A 19702-nucleotide genomic window follows, 5' to 3' on the forward strand; every position below is an offset into this window, starting at 1 on the left:
TACTGCAAGTTGCAGTTCACAGCTCCAACTTGCTCTGTCGCCTTCCTGGCTTGAGCTCTTAGCTCTAGACAGCTTGCTTCCAATCTACCAGATTGTATTCGACTCATCGCATGTATAAATCTTACCATAAGCAACGGGCATAGACAAGCTTATACTGCTAAGTTTTTATTATCCATCACTTCCAGTCGATAGCCATCAGGGTCAGATACAAAGAAGTAAGAAGCTTTTTGACCTGGAAGTCCTTTGAGCTCTGTTGTTTCGTAACCAGCTTCCTTACATTTTTGATGTTGCGCTTGAAGATTATCCACTCCAATAGCCATGTGAGAGAATCCATCTCCGATAGTATAGCCTTCCGAGTCATAGTTATAGGTTAACTCTAATTCAAAATCTGATCCAGGAACTTGTAAATAAAGCAAATCGAACTGATGTTCTGGAAAGCGACGATCACGCATCACTTTAAAATCAAAAACTTCCGTATAGAAAGTCAAGCTCGCTTTTCTATCTTTAATTCGATAGCAAGTATGTAACAATTTTTGTGTCATTATAATTCCTCCTGTATTTTTTACATATCTAGGCTTTGGAAAGCCATTGGTACAAGTTCACTGACTGTTGTTTGATAGATGGATTGGTCCTTACGTGTTAAATAGACAGGAGTGTCAGGCTCTGCCATTTCTACCAATACTTGACGGCAAATTGAGCAAGGCATTAAAAAGTCTTCCGTATCCCCTGCTACTGCAATTGCCTCAATAAAACCTGGACGGTATCCTTCGGATACAGCCGTAAAGATTGCTGAGCGCTCTGCACAATTAGTAGCACCAAAGGACACATTTTCAATATTAACACCTGTATAAACTTTACCGTCCTTAGTTAACAATGCTGCTCCAACGGGAAAATTTGAGTATGGGCAATAGGCTCTTTTTACTGCTTCACGAGCTTGTTCCATCAAAGAATTAATTGTTGTTTGATCCACTTTGATCCTTCTTCCTGTGTGTGATAATTAGTGATTTTATTCATCAATTTGAAGATTAATAATTTGATCTTGTTGTATACTTGCAATTAATTGGCGGATATTATCCGAAAAGCTCACCCATGAATAATAAGAAAAGCCAGTCATCATATAATATGCCGCACTATCAGCTGAACCGAGGTCTTCTTCAATTTCTGCTACTGTGATAGAACCATTGTTTTCATAATCTGTTAGCAGAGACTGGAAATCTTTACCTTCTTTAAAACAATTTTCATCGAAATAATGGAAATTAGCTTGCAACAATTGTTCTTCACTATAAATAAAGTTAAGATAGACTAAATTATTTTTAGAAAGAAAGTAATATTCGTCCGACTCTAAGTTATCTTGCTTTTTGCTCTTACTTGCTTGTCCTAATTGTTCGATAATAGATTCTCGAGAAAAATTATCAGCCGTAATCTCTGTCTGGATTCTGGATTGATAAAGCTTAATTTGATCTTCAAGACTTATAATATTATCTTGATAGTCATCAAATGCAACTATTTCAGACTCAGCTAAGGAAGCGGGTATCATGCCCTTTAATTTCTCTTCTAGAGGACGCTTATCGTCTTCTAAATCCTCTGACTTTTCATCTGTTGGATCAGGAATTTCTTTCTTTTCTGCTAATTCAAGGGTTAGTTGAGAATTGATGCCCTCAATCTTTTGGCTTTTTAAAAATTCATTGATCAGATAGTCTGATAAAACCGCTTGCTCTCTAAAATAAGCTAAACGATAGTCATCTTGCTTGTCTTTAGACGATACTTCTACTAACAGGCCGTCATCTTCCATAATATTCCCTTGCAGACTGGCCATTATTTGAAAATCTTTGGCAACAGCACGAGCTATTTCAATGGATTGATTTTGTTCTTCAATAAATTCGAGGGCCCCATAATATTGACTGGCTAGATAGACTAACTGATCGACTTGATAGATAGCAATTAATTCCATACCATATGGGGCATCTTCTCTTAAAAGGAAGGACTCCATACGGTAATTTTCTTCTAAATCGAGGGTCGTTCTTTTAGGTTCTAGATCATATTTCTTAGCCAATTGTTCTACTTTATACTCCACATCAAACTCTGTTAAGGAATCTTTTAAGGTTCGTAACTGTTGATCTTCTTGATCACTAACTTCAGTTGTTAAGTCATTTACTATCTCAATAGACATGTCATAAAAATCAGACTCCGTTTGGGCGTGGCTAGTCGGCAGTCTTAAAAAGAGGCTGAAAATAATGAAGGTAATACTTATAACTATTCTCTTGAAGACTTGTTTACTTTTTTTCATTAATTGTATCCAAATCATAGATTAATCGATCCTCAGAATATAAAACAGGAATACCCACATTGCCATTTTTTTTAACTTCATCGAATTCATTACGACTATCTCTTAATTTAAGAAACTCTTTTAAATTCTTCATTGAATCAGTTATATTGACTGCTTTGTAGCTCACTTCCATTTGATCTAAGCGGCTAATAAAAGCCTCCGTATTCGGACATTTATCAGAAAAATAAACTATGTTCATAACTTTTCCTCCTATATCATACTAATATTATTATACAATAGATTCCTCAAAAGACCTACTCAAGCATCATGCTAACTTTCATTGAAAATTTTACCAAGAAGGGCTAAACTGAAAAAGTATTGAACTATGGAGGGCAATTTATGAAAAAAACAATTGATTGGATTTGGCGCTTTGTCAAAGGCATGTTCATTGGATCAGGCTTTATTTTACCCGGAGTCTCTGGTGGTGCTTTAGCGGCAATTTTTGGTTTATATGAACGAATTATCCGTTTTCTAGCTAATATCACTAAAGACTTCGTTGAAAACATCATTTTCTTCATACCTGTCGGTTTAGGTGCCCTGTTTGGCATAGTCATCCTATCCTTCGGGGTTAGCCATGTTCTCGAAAATTATGAAACTTATGTCATGTGGTTTTTTGTAGGATGCATAGTGGGTATGATTCCTTCACTGTGGAAAGAAGCTAGTCAAGAAGGACGCAATCAGTCAGATTTGATTGTAATGGTTCTTTCTTTTATTGCGGCCTTATGTTTGCTTATATTTGGACAATCATGGTTTGGCGGACAGGTTTCAGCAAACTTCTTTACTTGGATGATCGCAGGAGCTTTGATTGCATTAGGAGTTCTGATTCCGGGATTGAGCCCTTCAAATTTTATTCTTTACATGGGCATGTACAAGCTAATGTCTGATGGGTTCAAAAGTTTAGACCTGACTGTAATTATTCCAATTGGAGTTGGTGGTCTATTAACAATACTGCTCTTGTCTAAACTAATTGAGAGAATTTTTGACCGCTACTATGCAAAGTTCTTCCACTTTATTTTCGGTGTTGTTCTGGCATCTACCTTTATGATCATTCCAACCGAATACACAAGTTTTCAACTTAGTGGCTATGCAATTTGCGGCCTCATGCTCTTATTAGGAAGTGCTTTAGGTTGGTGGATGGCACGCTTAGAAGAGAAGTATAAAAAAATTAATTAATTATAAATATTCACACTCCACCCTATTCATCAGCTTTAATCGATGGATGGGAACCTTTTTCGTCCCATTCAGTAGTAGATTAAATTGCAGGTCATTGCCCTTTCACTTATAATGAAGAAGACAAAAGGATATTTGAATTTTGTTATAAAACGATTCTTTTCAATAAATCGCTATAAAGGAGAAACTTATGACTTTACTAGAGCGTTATACTCAAGACCTCTTTCAAAAAAAAGTTTATGATTGTGATAATAAAGAACTATATACCGTATTAATGGAAGTGGTAAAAGATGAATCTCGCCGATTACCCTACCGAGATCAAGACCAAAAGCGAAAACTCTATTACTTTTCTGCAGAATTCTTAATTGGAAAAGTATTGAGTAACAATTTAATTAATTTAGGTATTTACAATCAAATTAATAACGAATTAATCGCTAACGGAAAGAACTTAATGGACATAGAACATGCTGAAAGAGAACCTTCCTTAGGAAACGGCGGCCTCGGTAGACTCGCTGCTTGTTTCGTCGATTCTATTACCAAGATGGGGATTAATGGTGATGGAATTGGCTTGAATTATCATTTTGGTTTATTCAAACAAGAGTTTTTTGATAATCAACAACACACCGTGCCAGATGCATGGTTAACTGGTCAAGACTGGATTAAAAAATCTCACCTGACTTTCGAAGTCCCCTATGCTTCTTTCACTCTAAAATCAACTCTGTATGACTTAGATGTTTTAGGTTATAAACAAACTCATCGTAATCGCTTGCGTCTATTTGATTTAGACACTGTCAATGAGTCTATTGTTTCTGAAGACTCAATTGATTTTGATAAGACAAATATTAAAGAAAACCTTACACTCTTCCTCTATCCTGATGATTCAGACCATGAAGGAAGATTGCTACGGATTTATCAACAATATTTTATGGTTTCAAATGGAGCGCAACTTGTTCTACATGAAGCTAAAGAAAAAGGTAGCAATTTACATGATTTAGCTGATTATGCCGTTATTCAAATCAATGATACCCATCCAAGCTTTATAATTCCTGAATTAGTGCGCCTTTTAATGAAGGAAGGCATTGACTTTGAAGAAGCCTATCAAATTGTGACTAAGATTACTGCTTTTACAAATCATACTATTTTAGCCGAAGCCTTAGAAACTTGGCCTTTCAATGATATTCAATTAATCATGCCAGAAATCGCCAATATTATTCAACGGCTCGACCAAGTGATTAGAAAACACTATCCCGATCAGGCTGAAGTTTGGATTATTGATAATTCAAATTATGTCCACATGGCTCATTTAGCCATTCACTTTGGTTTTTCTGTCAACGGTGTCGCAGAATTACATACTGAAATCTTAAAAACAACGGCTTTAAAACCTTTTTATGAGATCTATCCTGACAAGTTCCACAATATGACCAATGGCATCACCTTCCGCCGTTGGGTAATGGACGCTAACAAGGAACTTTCAGAATATCTAGACCTTAAAATCGGAACGCTTTGGCATAGAAATGCTGATCTTTCACAATTTATAGATTTTAAAGACGATGAGCGCACATTAAGTAAACTAAGAGCCATCAAACACAATAACAAGATGCGGTTGAAGAAAAGATTGCAAGACCGAATGAAGATTACAATTAATGAACACTCAATTATTGATATTCAAATCAAACGATTCCACGAATATAAACGACAACAGATGAATGCTTTATGGGTAATTCATAAATATTTAGATATTAAAAAGGGGAATATTCCTGAAACACCTATTACCGTTATTTTTGGAGGAAAAGCTGCACCCGCCTATACAATTGCACAAGATATTATTCATCTTATCTTAACTTTGTCACAATTGATTAGTTTAGATAAGGTGGTGGCTCCACACTTACAAGTAATAATGGTTGAAAATTATAATGTTACCAATGCTTCCTATCTTATTCCGGCAGCCGACATTTCTGAACAAATTTCCTTGGCTTCAAAAGAAGCTTCGGGTACAGGAAATATGAAATTTATGGCAAACGGTGCCCTAACGATTGGTACATTAGATGGTGCTAATGTTGAAATTTTTGAAAAAGTTGGCCAAGATAATATCTATATTTTTGGAAAAGAAAGTCAGGAAATTATTCAACTCTATAAAAGTAATGGTTATTCATCCAATGAATATTATCAAAGAGAAACGATCAAACCTCTAGTAGACTTCATTGTTTCCCATGGTATGTTGTATTTTGGTAACGAAGAGCGTTTAAACCGTCTGCATCAGGAGTTAATTCATAAGGATTATTTTATGACTTTGATTGATTTAGAAGACTATATTGCAACTAAGGAACAGATGCTAAGAGACTATGAGGATATTGACACTTGGTATCAAAAATCAGTTGTTAATATTGCAAATTCTGGCTTCTTCTCAAGTGATCGGACCATTGGAGACTATAATGATGCCATTTGGCATTTGCCGGTCTCTTATGGTGATGAATAAATGAAAAGAGAGGGTGTTTTATCTATTATTAAACGGTAGCTCTCCTATCTAATTAATTGAATAAGACTATTTAAATAAATCTTTCTTAGCGCTGATCTTTTGATAATTCAATTAGGTAAAGACACTCGATAATATCATTCTACTCAATGTAACACCTACTAAATCAGAAATAACTTTAGAGAATGGATATTTTTTACAATTAGTTTCAAAATATGCTATGAAGAAAGAATAGGAGAAAAGCTATTGCCTTTATTTAAATCTTTTTCTTATAAAATTTTTATTCATAACTTAGTTCTATTTGCATAATTATTAAAAAATGTTTTCGTGATTTATGGAATGTAAGGAGACATATCATGAGAATTGAAATGGATACAATCCAGTCTTTAGTAAGAGATAATAAGTGGTTTATTTCACTCTTTATCGTCCTAATGATGCTAAGACTTTTTATCTTCAGTGTTTATAAAGTTGAAGGAGCTTCTATGATGAATACCTTTGAACAAAACGATATCGTTATAGGAAGTCAAATTACTAAGATTGACCGTTTTGATATAGTAGTATTTAACGTTCCGGAAAAAAAGAAAAAATATATTAAGAGAGTTATTGGCCTTCCGGGAGATACCATTGAATATATTGATAATATACTTTATATCAATGGTGAAAAAATTGATGAGCCCTATTTAACAGACCAAGTAACACAGGATCTTAAAGTTGATTCGATCCCAGAAGGTTACTTATATTGCTTAGGCGATAATCGTAAAAGTTCGGTAGATTCAAGAAAAATCGGTTTAATACCTGAAAAAAATCTACTTTCAAAAATTAAAATAATCCTCTTTCCTTTTGACAAACTAACTACCTTCTAACCGAAATATAATAATCATAATAAAGAGGAGTTTAAACGATCGTTTAAACTCCTCTTTAAAAATATTTATTTTTGATCATACAAGGCACTGCCCACTCGAATGTAAGTCGCTCCTTCTTCTAAGGCGATGCGATAGTCCCGTGACATCCCCATACTTAGCTCTCCACAAGGAGCCCATGGATAATTCTTGCCAAGTATTAATACTTGTAATTCTTTTAATTCGGCAAAATAATGATGAAGTTCCGTTTCGCTGGCATCAATCGGCGCCATCGTCATTAAACCAACTATTTCAATTTTGTTATAGTCTTTAATGGCTTCTACCGCCTCTATGACACGATCCGGATCAAATCCGCCTTTCGTCTCTTCACCTGAAACATTGACTTGTAGAAAGCATTTTACTGTCCGATCTGCTCTTTTTTGAATTTCTTTGGCTAATGATAATCGATCCAGTGAATGTAAATAATCGATCTGATTAATAATCAATTTCACTTGACGAGATTGGAGGTGACCAACAAAGTGCCAAGTAATTTCTGATGCAATATCATTCAAAGCTTCTAGTTTTGCTAAGAATTTATCCGAGCGATTTTCGCCCATATCTCGAACGCCTAAATTATATAACTCTCTCGTCGTTTCAGCATCCACAAATTTAGTAATCGCCACCATATGAGTCGGATAGGTCGAAATGTCTTCGAGTACACTTGCTAAATTGGTTGCTAATAATTTTTTATCCACGTGATTCCTCCTAAGAAAATAGATAATAGTTTTCAAAAAGCCATGTAGCTAAATTGAGTATTAAAGGAATGGTAACAAGTGAACACATTGTTGTCAGTAAAACAATTTTTGCTCCACTTAAATAATCACCACCTACAATTTGACTTAAAAGAGCTGTCATCATAGCAGAAGGTCCAGCTAGTATCATTACTAAAATAAAAAAACTTTCAAAGGTTAAACCAGGGATGAACAATAGCATAATCAAATTAATTAAAGGCCAAATAATAAGCTTTATGCTAGCTATTTTCCACAATTTCCAATCAAGATAGTCAGATAAAGTAGCAATGTCTTCAAAATAAGCACCTAGAATAATCATAGCAATCGGGGAATAAACCTGATTTAATTGATGAATCCCTTCGGATACAACCGATGGAACAGAGATCTTAAAAACTTGAATGACTACTCCTATCAGAAAAGCAAACAGAATTGGACGAGCAGAGAATGTTATTTTTGGTTCTTTTTCTTTGGCTCTAATCATTTTTAAACCAAGTGTCCAAGAAAAGAAATTTGTAACTAGAAATAAGCCTGTGGTAATCATGACATAGGAAGGTTCGAAAACTGCTAAGGTCAGAGGAATACCAATAAAACCAACATTACCAAAGACTGTTGCAAACTTGGATACCCCATCCTCATTTTTCCCAAAATACCAATGCCCTACGTAGATCCTCATTAACAGAAAAATAATATAAATAATCATTGCTAAGAAAAACTGAGTCATAAGGTCTTGCTGAATCGGCTTAAAAAAAGCTTCGATAATTATCAAAGGGGTCAAATATTTAACAATTACCGTATTCAATTGACTAATGGTCGTTTGCGTCAGAAGTTCTTTTTTAACTAAACTAAACCCAATCACCGCTATGGAAATCAGTATAATTAATTGCTTAAAAATGATGAGTGCTAAATCCATATCTCCCTCAATCTTTCATAACATTTTACTAGATATTATTATAACTCAACTTATCCCCTGAAGGAAGTTACCACCAATCAAGTAGGAGGCTAGTCAACTAATGGCTAGCCTCCTACTCGATTTATATCTAACTTATTATTCTTCGTCCATAACATCATGTAAAGCATCTGCCACAAATTGAACATTCGTTCCAATAATTACGTGGGCTGCATTTTCTCCCATGATCTTAACACCCGCAGCGCCAGAAGATTTTATTTTTTCTTGGTCAATTACTGAGGTGTCTTTAACATTCAAGCGAAGTCGTGTCGCGCAATTGGTAAAGTTTTCAATATTGTCTTTACCACCTAAAGCTTCAAGAATGCGGCGAGCTTGTTGGTATTCTTTTTCGGCTTTTGAATCCTTTAATTCTTTAGAATCCTTTTCAGGTAATGAACCTTTTCGCCCACTTCCAGCATCAAAGTCTAAAGACAAAGGACCTTTTCTTCCTGGTGAAGCAATATCCAATTTTTCAATTAAGAAAGAGAAGACCAAATAATATAGACCGGCGAAAACTAAGCCTTGTAATATTAACATAAAGGGCTTGTTCGCTATTGGAATTTGTGAAGATAAAATAAAGTCGATTGCTCCGGCAGAAAAGCCAAAACCAGCTGTCCATTGCATAAAGGCAGCAAATCCTAAAGATAGCATTGATAAAATAGCATGAGCAAAATAAAGAACTGGGGCTATAAACATAAACGAAAATTCAATGGGTTCAGTAACACCTGTAACAAAAGCTGTGACTGCGCCTGCTAAGTATAAGGACCCTACTTCTTTACGGTAGCGAGGATCAGCCTTACGATAGATCGCTAAACCAGCAGCTGGTAAACCAAACATCATAACCGGGAAGAAGCCAGCTTGATACATTCCTGTAACACCCTTTTCACCTACAGATGCCCAGAAATTACCGATATCATTAATACCTATTAAGTCGAACCAGAAAACAGCATTTAAAGCATGGTGTAAACCGGTAGGAATTAGTAGACGGTTGAAGAAACCATATAAGGCTGCTCCGAACCAGCCCATCCCTGAAATCCATTCTCCAAAGCCTACTAGCCCTTCATAAACAGGTGGCCAGATAAAATATAATAATCCTGAAACAAAAATCATAGCAATTGAAGTCAAAATGGGAACCATTCGACGCCCAGAGAAGAAAGCAAATGCATCAGGTAATCTAGTTTTTGAGAATTTATTATAAAGTGATGAAGCGGTAAGACCGGATATAATTCCGATAAAAGCATTATCTATTTTTTCAAAAGAATAGGATAATTCTTCTAAAGGAATATTGACAATATCTGTTAATTTATCCGGTTTCAGTAATGTAGTAACCATTAAAAATGCGACTAAACCTGATAAGGCACTTGACCCATCTCGATCGTTAGACATACCTAAAGCAACACCCAAAGCAAATAGAATGCCTAAATTACTGAGAATGGTATCTCCAGCAGTCATCAATAAAGCACTGAACTGGTTCCCACCTTGAGAGTCAATTGCATAGCCGATCCCTAGCATTAAGGCAGCAACAGGTAGTACCGCAACTGGTAACATTAATGAACGTCCCAGTCTTTGTAAATATGGATACATATTTTTCACTCCTTTTTATTTATCATATATAATATACCTCAATTTCGAAGCGTTTACAATCATAAATGTAAATTTACATTTTAGTGTGAACACTAAAAGGAGGTGTTGGGCTAATTTTTTTAACGATCTCTTCTAAAATCTAGCAAAAAAAGAAACGACAAACCAAAAGTTTGTCGTTTGAATGTTTATATTTAAGATTATGCTACAACTGACACATTACTAGCTTGTAAGCCACGTTCTCCTGATTCAACATCAAAAGTTACTTTTTGGCCCTCTTCTAAAGTCTTGAAGCCTTCGTTATTAATCGCTGAGAAATGCACGAATACATCTTCACCATTTTCTTGTTCAATAAAGCCAAAACCTTTTTCTGAGTTAAACCATTTTACTGTTCCATTATTCATAAATGAAATCCTCCTTGCGCTGAGCGCGATTTTTTTGCAGATGTTACATAAGATAAAGAAAAGGATTAATTATGATAATGAATTAAGCTTTTAAATATTTTATTACTCTCTACTCAATTAAGTATACTGTAATTAGTCATATTAGTCAATCACTACTATCCTTCATGCTTTATAATTCGAAAAACGAACTTATTTTAATAAATTTAAGTGTGCATCTACAGCAGTTTGTAAGAAGTCTAAGGTATCTTGAGGAGCTTTACCATCGTTCAATAAATTAGCTGAACTTGGTAACATAACCTCAGGTTGTCCCACTGTTGGCATATTTAAAAATGAAAGAATCTTAACCAAATCTTTATTGGCTATTGAGCCACCCATAGCAGAAATTGAATGGGACGCAATTAAAGCTGGTTTGCCATTCCATACAGATTGTCCCCATGGACGAGAAGCAACGTCTAATGCATTTTTTAATGCTGCTGAGATTGTACGGTTATGCTCTGGAGTTACGAATAAAATCAGATCTTGGCGTTTCACTGCTTCACGGAAATCAGTGTAGGCTTGTGGTGAATTTTCATCCAAATCTTGGTTATAAAGAGGTAAGTTTGCAATATCTAAAAACTCTACTTCTGTTCCCTCAGGGTATAAAGTCACAATATTATCTGCCCATTGTTTAGAAAAAGAATTTTTCCGAGTTGATCCTACAATTACACCTAGTTTAGTCATATTTAATCATCCTTTTTATATGTATTTGTTCTAGTAGTTATTTTACTGAACATATGTATTTTATCTCGAATTCGGAATAAAAGCAAGAGGAATAGTTAATTTTTTTATATTTTATTTCTCCCAATGTGAAAGATCTGGTAGCATTGGAACTACTTCTCTGCGGAAAAAAATACGTCCTGTTCTTCCAGAATATTGTCCAATTTGATAGTCTCTAAAGCTAGTAGTGGCTTTGAAGGCTGGCATTTGATAAAGTTGTTTCATATAGCGCCATAAATTAGGGTAATCGCGCAATGAATGATGGAATAAGCCATAGATTGGCATATAAAGTAAATCATGACGGATTAAAGGGGTATATAATATTAAATCGGCTTCAGTCAATTGATCACCTAATAAAAACTGATTCTCAGCGAAATGTTGATCTAACTCGGCTAATACTTTAAAGTAAGCCTCTGCATTTTGATCAAATTCTTCTTGAGAGCGAGTATATCCCGCACGATTTGCTCCTCCCAATACTTCATCAATTATTTTTTGGATCCAACTATCAATCTCTGATCTCAAATTTTCTGGATAAAGATCTGGAGCATTGTCAGCATGAAAAGGTTTAAAACGGGTTGTAAAGTCTCTTAAAATATCTAGTGACTCAGAGTTAACCACTGTCTTAGTTTTAATATCAATTAATGCAGGTACAGAAAAAGGACCCTCATATTCTGGATCAGTATTTTTATAAAGTTCCGAAACATATTCAACTTCTAAAATCGCATCTTTGCCTCCAGTTTCATTAGAAAAATCCCATACTTTACTAGTTTTTATTGGACTAGCGATAGCTAGACTAACTACTTTATCCAAACCTAGTAATCTTCTAGCAATATCAGCCCTTTGAGCATAAGGACATGGAAAACTAAACACAAGACGATAACGATTTGCTTCTACTGGATAAGCAAAATCTTCTTTATATACTTTTGGCATAAAATCACTCCTTTGTCTCATTATAGCAGTCTCTTACTCTTCTTTAGAATTTAATGCTCACTATTCGTAATTAAATTGGCAAGATTATAAATAAATTCTTTACAATCCATTGGATTATACTTGCTAGGCCCCTTGATTCTTTTACCAGCTTTCCGCATTTTGTCCTAAATGTCTTTTGAAGAAAAGATGGTCTCTATTATATTCAATATATAATCTGTCAGAATGATAATTCACGCGATATTTTGAAAATAATAAAGAAGTTATGCCATAATCTTGAGTAATTATAATATTAGCTTTTTAGCATTGGGAAAAAATAATTAATCGTATCTGCAGCTGCTTCAATATAGATGGTCTCTAACAAATCAGAATCATATATTCTATTTGAAAATAATCTATTGTCGTTATAACAAAGACCTTAATCTTATAAGCTGAGCTATTTGAATGGCTTCAGCCTTCACAGGACAAGCATCTATTAAAATCCTCATAACTCCTATTGTTTCAAAAAAGGGTTGGGACAAAAGCCTTAAAAAAAGTCCGGTCAACGATACAATCGTTAATCGGACTTTTTCAGTTCTATAATCTACGTAAATACGCAAAGCAGCGAGCCTAGTTTGGAAAGTAACTTTCCAATCTAGGCTCGCTGTAAGTTTTGAGGCGACTGAGAAAACCTTTTATCCTAGCCCCTTTATAATGAAGATTAATTAGTCTTCAAAAACAGTTTGTTCTGTAACTTCGGTAGTTAAAGCTTTCAAAGCTTTGTCTACTAAGTGAGTGCGTAATTTGTATTCTTCTTCCATTGATAATGAAGGATTACCTAGTGGGTGAGGAATAGCAATTGCAGGAACGATACGGTTAGCACCTACTGTTAATGAGATAGGTGTTACAGTTGCCATATGTACTACAGGTAAACCTGTTTTTTCGATTTCTTTTACCATTGTTGCTCCGCAACGAGTACAAGTACCTCAAGTGGAGGTTAGAATAACTGCATCTACATTATGGTCTACTAAGTCCTTAGCAATTTCAGAAGCAAATGCTTTTGATGATGCAACTGAAGTACCATTACCTACAGTAGTATAGAAATAGTTATGTAATTCGCCAATTTCTCCATTACGTTCTTTTTCACGTAAAACATCCACTGGAATAACACGATCTGAATCTTGGTTAGCATAAACTGGGTCATAACCACCGTGAGCTGTTTCATATTCGCCTTCTTTAAGGTCTTCAACACCAGAGATGTCATAACGACCATATTTAGAAGCTGAAGAGGATTCAATATGGTCAGGGTTACCAAATGGAACAATACCACCTGAAGTAACAATCGCAATTTTAGCTTTGGTTAAGTCTTTAATTGCTTTTCCTGGTTCTACATTATCAAAATCAGGCATTGGGAATTCAGTAGTGAATTCTTCACCAGCTAATTTCTTAACTAACATATCCACTGCACGTTTAGAACCGCGATCTTCTGTAAAGAAGTTTTTACGGTGACGCTCAAAGTATTCGTCAGTAATTGGGTCTAATTCTTGGTCTGTCAAGATTTTGTTAACAACATTTGCAATTGCAGGAATTGCTTTACGCATTGTTGCAGCAGAGTTACCAGTCTTAACAATGTAAGGCACTTTCTTATACATGTCAACACCAGGGTTCTCTTCATACATACCGGCAACAGCTGGTACATTCAATTCTTGCATAACTGCAGTTGCAACAGCTCCAGCAGCTACACCGTATCGTCCAGCGTTAAATGCAGGTCCAGTGATTACTAAATCTGGTTCGAATGACTTAATCATTTCAATTACTTCATTAATAGCATCTGTATTTTCATTAAAGTATGAGTCACCACATACCACAGTTCCAACGATTTCTCCATTTTCAGCAATTGCACCATTGATTCCAACACCTGGTCCTACAACACCATCTTGTTTGAATGGTTTTGTATCAGCTTTTTCTTCTCCACCGATACCAGCGTAGAATTGATTAATGTAATGAACTACACGTTTTTTTGTCATGGTTTTACCTCCTTATTTAATAATTATACGCCACGAGCTGTGCGTTTGTTGAAGCCTAATTCGTTTGTAGCACCAGTAATTGCTTGAATTTCAACTTCAATTTCGCCATTTTCACGTAAGCTTCCGTCAAATCCGCCGGCAATTGTATCAACATAATCTAATGTTCCGATAACTTTATCCATTGGAGGTAAAACAACTACTTCATTGGCATTTCCACCTGTTACAACTGCGTTTGCAGATTTATCAGCGTCTGCTAATCCTTGAGAAGCTCCATCGCGTCCAGCGTACTCATCAGTAACAATTACTGTTTTAACGCCTTCAGCTTCAATCTTCTTAGTATTCATGATCAAGTCAGTATCAGGGTTACCGAATCCTTCTTGAGAAACAATTACACCATCTAAACCTAGGAATGAACATAATTTAGATGTCCAATCAGATGAACGTTTCTTATCATTTAAATATACAGCTTCGTTTGTGATGATAACTCCCATAAAGTTGATATCTTTACCATGACGCTCATAAAGATCCTCAATGATCGGATTGTTTAAGTGGTGGTAAGTAGTATTCTTATCACATGCAGACACACAGTTACCAGAAATAACTGCTCCATCCATTACTTCTGTAGGATATAAAATTGAAGGAACAATATGCTTAGCATCAGTTCCATAAACATAAGTATCATGTAATAACCCTTGAGTTTGTAACATGTATACATAACCAACTTTTGGAAGATCAGGATATTCTGAAATTTGTTCCAATAGTGGTTTTGTTTCATAAGTTACCACTTCGTCTGCTTCTGTTGCTGCAGCTAATGTTCCTAAATGCTTAGCAACTTTCAATCCAGCTTCACGAACTGCTTGCTCATAAGCGTATGTTTTTACACCTTCAGCTGGCTCAACCACTAAACAGATGTTGATTAATTGGGAGAATGGTGTTAATTCAGCACCAGGCCCTTGCATATCAACAATACCTTCTTGAAATCCTACAATTTTACCAACTGTAGCGACCGCACAACCTTTTAATACATGAGTACGGCCTTCCCCAACGCGATCAACTTTGCTGACTACACCTGGGAAAACTTCTGATGTTGAATCTACTTTACCACGTGGCTCAATAACATCTTTAATAGGTGTAATACGTACTGACTCACCAGGTTTTGCAATTTCGATTGAAACATTAGCAATATGATCGTCTTCTAAAACGATATTTTTAATTTCTTCTTCATTGATGTATAAAACATTGCCTTCTACTTTAGATGAATCTGCAAGTTTTACATCGTTAATTTGAATTTTACCTAATTCAAGTTTCATTCAATCACCTCTATTGTTATTTTCTAAATTCAGGAGTTAGTTAAAGCGTAATTCTGGTGAAAAATGAATACGCTGAAGGGTACTCTCCATTAAATCTAAATCGATCGTGGCAAAATCCTCCAAGACTGAATCTAGCCAATTTGGAGTTGCTCGGTCCTTGATGAATTTTTCATAAACTGCGATGGCTTGTTCAATTATCTCGAGACTTTCTAGATCGATTTGTGATTGTTTAGTAGTAGTGATAATTATTGATTTGTAGAAAGTTTCGTTCGGTTTGATTGAACCACTCAGTGGATGAGTCAACAACACATAATGTTCATTAATAACGAGCTTTTTAGTCTCATAAAGAACATCACCATAGTCCCCATCAATAAAAATGATTGGACATTGGTCGATAGTTTCATTCACTTTTGGATTATTCGATATGATTTTCATGGTTTCACCTCTAGACGCCAGTGCTTGCCATTTAACTAAGAACGATTACATCGGACTTTTCTAAATGTTAAGAACAAAGCCAAAACTTGGCCGCACTCTCCTTAGTTCTTGTGAACATTATAACAAAAACAAAAAAAATTTACAACAAAATTCCCCAATAAAGTATATTTTCCAAATGTGTTCTGTTTATAAAATCAATATAAAAATCACCTAAAACTCTAACAAGTTTAAAAAAATTTATTAGATTAGTGAACAATATATTGGAATAGATAACTTGTAAAATGTGAGTGATTTAGACTCTAATTTAACAATTGGAGTAAGTTATCTTCAAAAATTGCATAGCCTTCTTTCGTTAAATGGATACCATCAATAGTATATCTATCCGAAATCTTACCGTTTGAGTCATAAACTCGTTCCCATGTTAATAATTTTATTTGAAATCTTTTTGATAGTTTTCTAAGTTCTTGATTTACCCAAGTGATTTTTTCTGGTTTTAGCCTTTCGGTTTCATCGGTTTGAATAATTTCAGAAAGGACTATTCTTATTTTAGGGTTCAATTCACTAATAAAAACTAATAATTGTGTCAAATAGGTAATAATAGACTCTTTTTTCATTTGATAATAAAGTTCATTAATTCCAAACATAATAAGAACTGCATCACTTTCAACTAATTCATTAGCAATTTTTTTAGCCATCTGCAGGCCCTCTTTAGCAATAATACCTTGTTGAGATACGTTAATAATCTTCCAGTCTCCCATACTTTCTTTCTTATAAAATGAGAGAATAGAATGCCCTAAAAATATAAGCTTTTTCATATTTCCTCCATTTTGAATTTCCTAAGTTACCGATTCATATAATCTTATTATAACATCATTATAATTTTGTGAACAAGATCACATGTTTATGGATTTATTAGTATTATTTAACTTAAATTGTTAGAATTATAAATAATTATCCATTATAATTAATATCAGTTAGAAACATTAAGCTATCTTATTGTTTTAGAAAGAAGGTTTAATATGACTAAAAATAAATATTTGTATTTAACATTTGATTCTACAACTGATGCCATAGCTGCTGAAGCACAATTTAAAGCCGCTAATATTAAAGGTCGTCTGGTTATGATTCCTCGAGAACTTTCAGCAGGTTGTGGAATGTCTTGGAGATCTGAACCTCATTTAAAGGAAGTGTTACTAACGGTTGCTGAAAAAAATAATATAAATTTGAAACAAGTAGAAATCTTATAGCTTCAGATTTTTTACAAAGTATATCTATTTTCTAGTATCAGCTATTTATTCAGTTCTTATATCTGTTATAATTATGGGTGTAAATTGTTAATTAAGGAGAATGAACATGTTAAAAACGATTAAAATTAATTTTGAAACCATCGAATTAATGGACTTCTTTTGGCAAACAGCTGCTCGTCGTGAAAAATTAACCGATTCTTACTTTTTAGATATAGCCAATCGTCCAGAAATGGAAGTTATCTATACTGAGGGATTCGATTCAAACTCAGTAAGAAAAGTTTTATCGGCCGTTATTAACTATGAACCAGTCAATGAAGCAACTAAAAAAGAATTAGAATTCTATCAATCCAACAAATTCTTTGCTGATGATCCTGGAAATGTCGAACTCACCCTCCCTACTGTTAAAACTTTAAATGTCGATGAAATGAAAGAAACTTTTTCAGGAGACACAAAGTATGAAGAAATAAAAATTAATTTTGTTCCTGCATACGACATCGTGGATCAAATTGATGGTGATACACTGACAATTAATTTCTTCAAACTTGGTATTGATTTCACAGATTTCGAAACGGTACTCATAGAAGGTAAAAAGCTTAAGGACTATTTAGAAGAAAAACTTAAAGAATTACTCGAATAAAGCTTAAACCTCATTTGAGGATAACTTAATCGAGACCCTGGCTTCAGTCTGGGAGACTGGGCTAAAAGTCCTCAATACAACATAAAAATCAGCGAGCCAGAGTGCTTAGGCTCGCTGATTTTTGCTGTTTTGATTAAAATAATAATTCTTGCATACTATACATAATAGTAATTAACAGCTAGGATGCCGATAAAAAGGGGCTTTTATGGATAAAAATTAAACCGTAGCTAAATATATTATTCTACTTCATTTAAACTTTGATATTCCTATGGATCAGGAAGCGCCATTAATCAGTCGGTACTTTCGTCTTAAATGACCACCATCTCTTCCAAGATAAAGTTTATTTACTGATGGCACGAAGCTAGAAGCCGATGCTGATTAGCATTCCTAACATTTACGCTCAATCCTAGTTTGATGCTGAGATAGTATTTGGTCGCAATTTTATTGTGCGAAGAATAAAGCTCAAGGGAGAAAAGGGATAAAAAATGACCGGAGTCTCCTTACAATGACTATGAATCTCACACAATCACCCCATTATTTACAAACTTCCCGACATTTTGGGCTTGGTATTCACTATTCTTATTCATTAAACGACAAAAACAGTGGCGAATCTCATGTTTAATGATTCGCCACTGTTTTTAGGACTTTTTGCTCAGTCCCGTTTTAATTACTTATGTAAAGTGTTTACATATAACCTTTTTCTTTAACAATTTCATTGGCTTTCTTAGCATTTGCGCCACTAATCATTACGATAGGACCTGAACATCCCATCCCTGATTCAGCGTAAATACCTTCTTTCCATAATGCTTTAACAGCATCTTCAAGGTCTAATACATCAATTCCGTTAATTTGAGCTGTAACTACTTCTTTAGCTGGTGCTTTAATTTCTTCCTCAGCTACAGTAGCCTTAGGTTGAAGTCCTTCACGAACATCCTTAAGACCTGCTTTTTTAGCAGATTCATATTCTTGCTTAGCTACAGTCGTTAATTTACCTTTAGCCATTTGGAAAGCATATTTTAATGCATTGGCAATAACAGGTGCTCCTGAAGCACGTGATACGATATTAATAATATGGTCGTATCCATCTCCAACACCTGGACCATATCCGAATCCAGTTGTTTCGTAAGTACCACCTGAAGTGTATGATCCGAATAGTTTCATTAAGATATTACCTGTTAAAGAATCACAAACCATTACGTCTGCAGAACCCAATAACAAGTCATTACCACGTAAAACTACGCCACCATCTGAACGAGCAGACTCGCCAAATGTAATATCATAGCCTTTTTCTTGTAATTGTCTTAAAGCACGTTCAACAGTATTAGCTCCGTCAACGTTCACAATTCCAACTGTTGGGTTTTGAATTCCTTTGGCTTTAGCCACTGCGATACCATTAATAGCGTTTAAGACCATTGCTTCTGTACGGACAGTAGCTGTAGTACCAGTAGTTGTAGCAATGAACATTTCACGCCCTAAAGCAGGTGAAATTACACGGCCTACAGTTGATACACCAATCGGGAATGTATGGTGAAGTGTTACTGCCCCATGAATAGTTCCATCATTTAATAATTTTTCAAGCGTTTCTTCAACCGCTGATTCATCATTAGCTTCATAATGTTCGTATTCTTCAGTCCAGTCTAATTTTTCACCAATCAGAACGACTTCAAATAGACCTTCTGATTTTGCCAGAGCAGCTGCTTCACGCATAACATCAAACCCTAGTTCAGAGCCATTGATGGTTAGACCAATCTTAATAGATGGTCCAACTTGACCGCTCTCTAACGTATGAGCTAATTCGTTTATAACATCTTTAATTGCTTGATTCACTTGGTTAGACATGCGTATTGCTCACCT

Annotated in this window: 20 protein-coding genes; 5 read left to right on the top strand and 15 right to left on the bottom strand. The window is 34.9% G+C overall.

Going from position 1 to position 19702, the window contains the following annotated elements; all coding sequences use genetic code 11:
• Positions 1–149: 149 nt before the first annotated feature.
• From gloA to ACQV2X_RS03185, 4 genes are read right to left on the bottom strand one after another with little or no spacing between them, the layout of a single operon-like run.
• Positions 150–542, bottom strand: a complete 393-nt coding sequence (gene gloA / locus ACQV2X_RS03170; RefSeq protein ID WP_428874635.1) for a lactoylglutathione lyase — start codon at positions 540–542, stop codon at positions 150–152.
• Between the two features lie 20 nt (positions 543–562).
• A complete protein-coding gene (gene cdd / locus ACQV2X_RS03175; RefSeq protein WP_428872834.1) occupies positions 563–970 on the bottom strand; it encodes a cytidine deaminase in 408 nt (135 codons plus the stop codon).
• Positions 971–1006: 36 nt separating this feature from the next.
• Positions 1007–2287: a hypothetical protein gene (locus ACQV2X_RS03180; protein WP_428874634.1), complete on the bottom strand. Its 1281-nt coding sequence runs from the start codon at positions 2285–2287 to the stop codon at positions 1007–1009.
• Positions 2274–2525 carry a hypothetical protein gene (locus tag ACQV2X_RS03185; protein ID WP_428881688.1) on the bottom strand — a complete coding sequence of 84 codons (252 nt, stop codon included), beginning with the start codon at positions 2523–2525 and terminating at the stop codon, positions 2274–2276. Before ACQV2X_RS03185 ends, ACQV2X_RS03180 begins: the two co-directional genes overlap by 14 nt.
• A 140-nt stretch (positions 2526–2665) precedes the next feature.
• Between ACQV2X_RS03185 and ACQV2X_RS03190 the strand changes: the two genes are divergently transcribed.
• The 3 genes from ACQV2X_RS03190 (at position 2666) to lepB (ending at position 6832) form a co-directional block, all read left to right on the top strand.
• Positions 2666–3499, top strand: a complete 834-nt coding sequence (locus tag ACQV2X_RS03190) for a DUF368 domain-containing protein (protein ID WP_428872831.1) — start codon at positions 2666–2668, stop codon at positions 3497–3499.
• Between the two features lie 187 nt (positions 3500–3686).
• Positions 3687–5972: a glycogen/starch/alpha-glucan phosphorylase gene (locus tag ACQV2X_RS03195; protein ID WP_428872830.1), complete on the top strand. Its 2286-nt coding sequence runs from the start codon at positions 3687–3689 to the stop codon at positions 5970–5972.
• Between the two features lie 353 nt (positions 5973–6325).
• A complete protein-coding gene (lepB, locus tag ACQV2X_RS03200; RefSeq protein WP_428891647.1) occupies positions 6326–6832 on the top strand; it encodes a signal peptidase I in 507 nt (168 codons plus the stop codon).
• 65 nt (positions 6833–6897) lie between these two features.
• Here lepB and ACQV2X_RS03205 read toward each other — a convergent pair whose 3' ends face one another.
• The 10 genes from ACQV2X_RS03205 to ACQV2X_RS03250 all read right to left on the bottom strand — a co-directional run bounded on the left by ACQV2X_RS03205 (position 6898) and on the right by ACQV2X_RS03250 (position 16779).
• A complete protein-coding gene (locus tag ACQV2X_RS03205) occupies positions 6898–7563 on the bottom strand; it encodes a YggS family pyridoxal phosphate-dependent enzyme (protein WP_428875756.1) in 666 nt (221 codons plus the stop codon).
• Positions 7564–7573: 10 nt separating this feature from the next.
• Entirely contained in the window at positions 7574–8509 is a 936-nt protein-coding gene (locus tag ACQV2X_RS03210; RefSeq protein ID WP_428872826.1) for an AEC family transporter, read from the bottom strand.
• A gap of 135 nt (positions 8510–8644) precedes the next feature.
• Positions 8645–10129 (bottom strand): N-acetylglucosamine-specific PTS transporter subunit IIBC, encoded by a 1485-nt coding sequence (gene nagE / locus ACQV2X_RS03215; protein ID WP_428872824.1) that lies wholly within the window; start codon positions 10127–10129, stop codon positions 8645–8647.
• 197 nt (positions 10130–10326) lie between these two features.
• Positions 10327–10530, bottom strand: a complete 204-nt coding sequence (locus ACQV2X_RS03220; RefSeq protein ID WP_258435605.1) for a cold-shock protein — start codon at positions 10528–10530, stop codon at positions 10327–10329.
• 189 nt (positions 10531–10719) lie between these two features.
• Complete coding sequence (locus ACQV2X_RS03225; protein ID WP_428872823.1) at positions 10720–11250, bottom strand: NADPH-dependent FMN reductase; 531 nt, start codon at positions 11248–11250, stop codon at positions 10720–10722.
• Positions 11251–11361: 111 nt separating this feature from the next.
• Complete coding sequence (locus tag ACQV2X_RS03230; protein ID WP_428874631.1) at positions 11362–12216, bottom strand: glutathione S-transferase C-terminal domain-containing protein; 855 nt, start codon at positions 12214–12216, stop codon at positions 11362–11364.
• A gap of 701 nt (positions 12217–12917) precedes the next feature.
• Positions 12918–14219: a glycine reductase complex selenoprotein B gene (gene grdB / locus ACQV2X_RS03235; protein ID WP_428874630.1), complete on the bottom strand. Its 1302-nt coding sequence runs from the start codon at positions 14217–14219 to the stop codon at positions 12918–12920.
• A gap of 23 nt (positions 14220–14242) precedes the next feature.
• Positions 14243–15529: a glycine/sarcosine/betaine reductase component B subunit gene (locus tag ACQV2X_RS03240; protein ID WP_428872819.1), complete on the bottom strand. Its 1287-nt coding sequence runs from the start codon at positions 15527–15529 to the stop codon at positions 14243–14245.
• 36 nt (positions 15530–15565) lie between these two features.
• A complete protein-coding gene (locus ACQV2X_RS03245; RefSeq protein WP_428872818.1) occupies positions 15566–15964 on the bottom strand; it encodes a GrdX family protein in 399 nt (132 codons plus the stop codon).
• 299 nt (positions 15965–16263) lie between these two features.
• Positions 16264–16779, bottom strand: coding sequence for an SGNH/GDSL hydrolase family protein (locus ACQV2X_RS03250; protein WP_428891650.1), 516 nt, complete (start codon positions 16777–16779; stop codon positions 16264–16266).
• A gap of 204 nt (positions 16780–16983) precedes the next feature.
• Here ACQV2X_RS03250 and ACQV2X_RS03255 point away from each other — a divergent pair, with 204 nt between their 5' ends.
• Entirely contained in the window at positions 16984–17211 is a 228-nt protein-coding gene (locus ACQV2X_RS03255) for a DUF3343 domain-containing protein (protein WP_428872815.1), read from the top strand.
• 106 nt (positions 17212–17317) lie between these two features.
• On the top strand, positions 17318–17848 hold the full coding sequence (locus ACQV2X_RS03260; RefSeq protein WP_428881684.1) for a hypothetical protein: 531 nt from the start codon (positions 17318–17320) through the stop codon (positions 17846–17848).
• A 684-nt stretch (positions 17849–18532) separates the two neighbouring features.
• Here the strand turns inward: ACQV2X_RS03260 and grdD are convergent.
• On the bottom strand, positions 18533–19687 hold the full coding sequence (gene grdD / locus ACQV2X_RS03265; protein WP_428874629.1) for a glycine/sarcosine/betaine reductase complex component C subunit alpha: 1155 nt from the start codon (positions 19685–19687) through the stop codon (positions 18533–18535).
• Positions 19688–19702 lie beyond the last annotated feature (15 nt).

This window comes from Facklamia sp. P12945, assembly GCF_050409485.1.
Lineage (GTDB): Bacteria > Bacillota > Bacilli > Lactobacillales > Aerococcaceae > Facklamia.

Coding starts and splice junctions, on each gene's coding strand:
- gloA (WP_428874635.1), bottom strand. CDS start 542: ATGACACAAAAATTGTTACATACTTGCTATCGAATTAAAGATAGAAAA.
- ACQV2X_RS03180 (WP_428874634.1), bottom strand. CDS start 2,287: ATGAAAAAAAGTAAACAAGTCTTCAAGAGAATAGTTATAAGTATTACC.
- ACQV2X_RS03185 (WP_428881688.1), bottom strand. CDS start 2,525: ATGAACATAGTTTATTTTTCTGATAAATGTCCGAATACGGAGGCTTTT.
- ACQV2X_RS03190 (WP_428872831.1), top strand. CDS start 2,666: ATGAAAAAAACAATTGATTGGATTTGGCGCTTTGTCAAAGGCATGTTC.
- ACQV2X_RS03195 (WP_428872830.1), top strand. CDS start 3,687: ATGACTTTACTAGAGCGTTATACTCAAGACCTCTTTCAAAAAAAAGTT.
- lepB (WP_428891647.1), top strand. CDS start 6,326: ATGAGAATTGAAATGGATACAATCCAGTCTTTAGTAAGAGATAATAAG.
- ACQV2X_RS03210 (WP_428872826.1), bottom strand. CDS start 8,509: ATGGATTTAGCACTCATCATTTTTAAGCAATTAATTATACTGATTTCC.
- nagE (WP_428872824.1), bottom strand. CDS start 10,129: ATGTATCCATATTTACAAAGACTGGGACGTTCATTAATGTTACCAGTT.
- ACQV2X_RS03220 (WP_258435605.1), bottom strand. CDS start 10,530: ATGAATAATGGAACAGTAAAATGGTTTAACTCAGAAAAAGGTTTTGGC.
- ACQV2X_RS03225 (WP_428872823.1), bottom strand. CDS start 11,250: ATGACTAAACTAGGTGTAATTGTAGGATCAACTCGGAAAAATTCTTTT.
- ACQV2X_RS03230 (WP_428874631.1), bottom strand. CDS start 12,216: ATGCCAAAAGTATATAAAGAAGATTTTGCTTATCCAGTAGAAGCAAAT.
- ACQV2X_RS03240 (WP_428872819.1), bottom strand. CDS start 15,529: ATGAAACTTGAATTAGGTAAAATTCAAATTAACGATGTAAAACTTGCA.
- ACQV2X_RS03245 (WP_428872818.1), bottom strand. CDS start 15,964: ATGAAAATCATATCGAATAATCCAAAAGTGAATGAAACTATCGACCAA.
- ACQV2X_RS03250 (WP_428891650.1), bottom strand. CDS start 16,779: ATGAAAAAGCTTATATTTTTAGGGCATTCTATTCTCTCATTTTATAAG.
- ACQV2X_RS03255 (WP_428872815.1), top strand. CDS start 16,984: ATGACTAAAAATAAATATTTGTATTTAACATTTGATTCTACAACTGAT.
- ACQV2X_RS03260 (WP_428881684.1), top strand. CDS start 17,318: ATGTTAAAAACGATTAAAATTAATTTTGAAACCATCGAATTAATGGAC.
- grdD (WP_428874629.1), bottom strand. CDS start 19,687: ATGTCTAACCAAGTGAATCAAGCAATTAAAGATGTTATAAACGAATTA.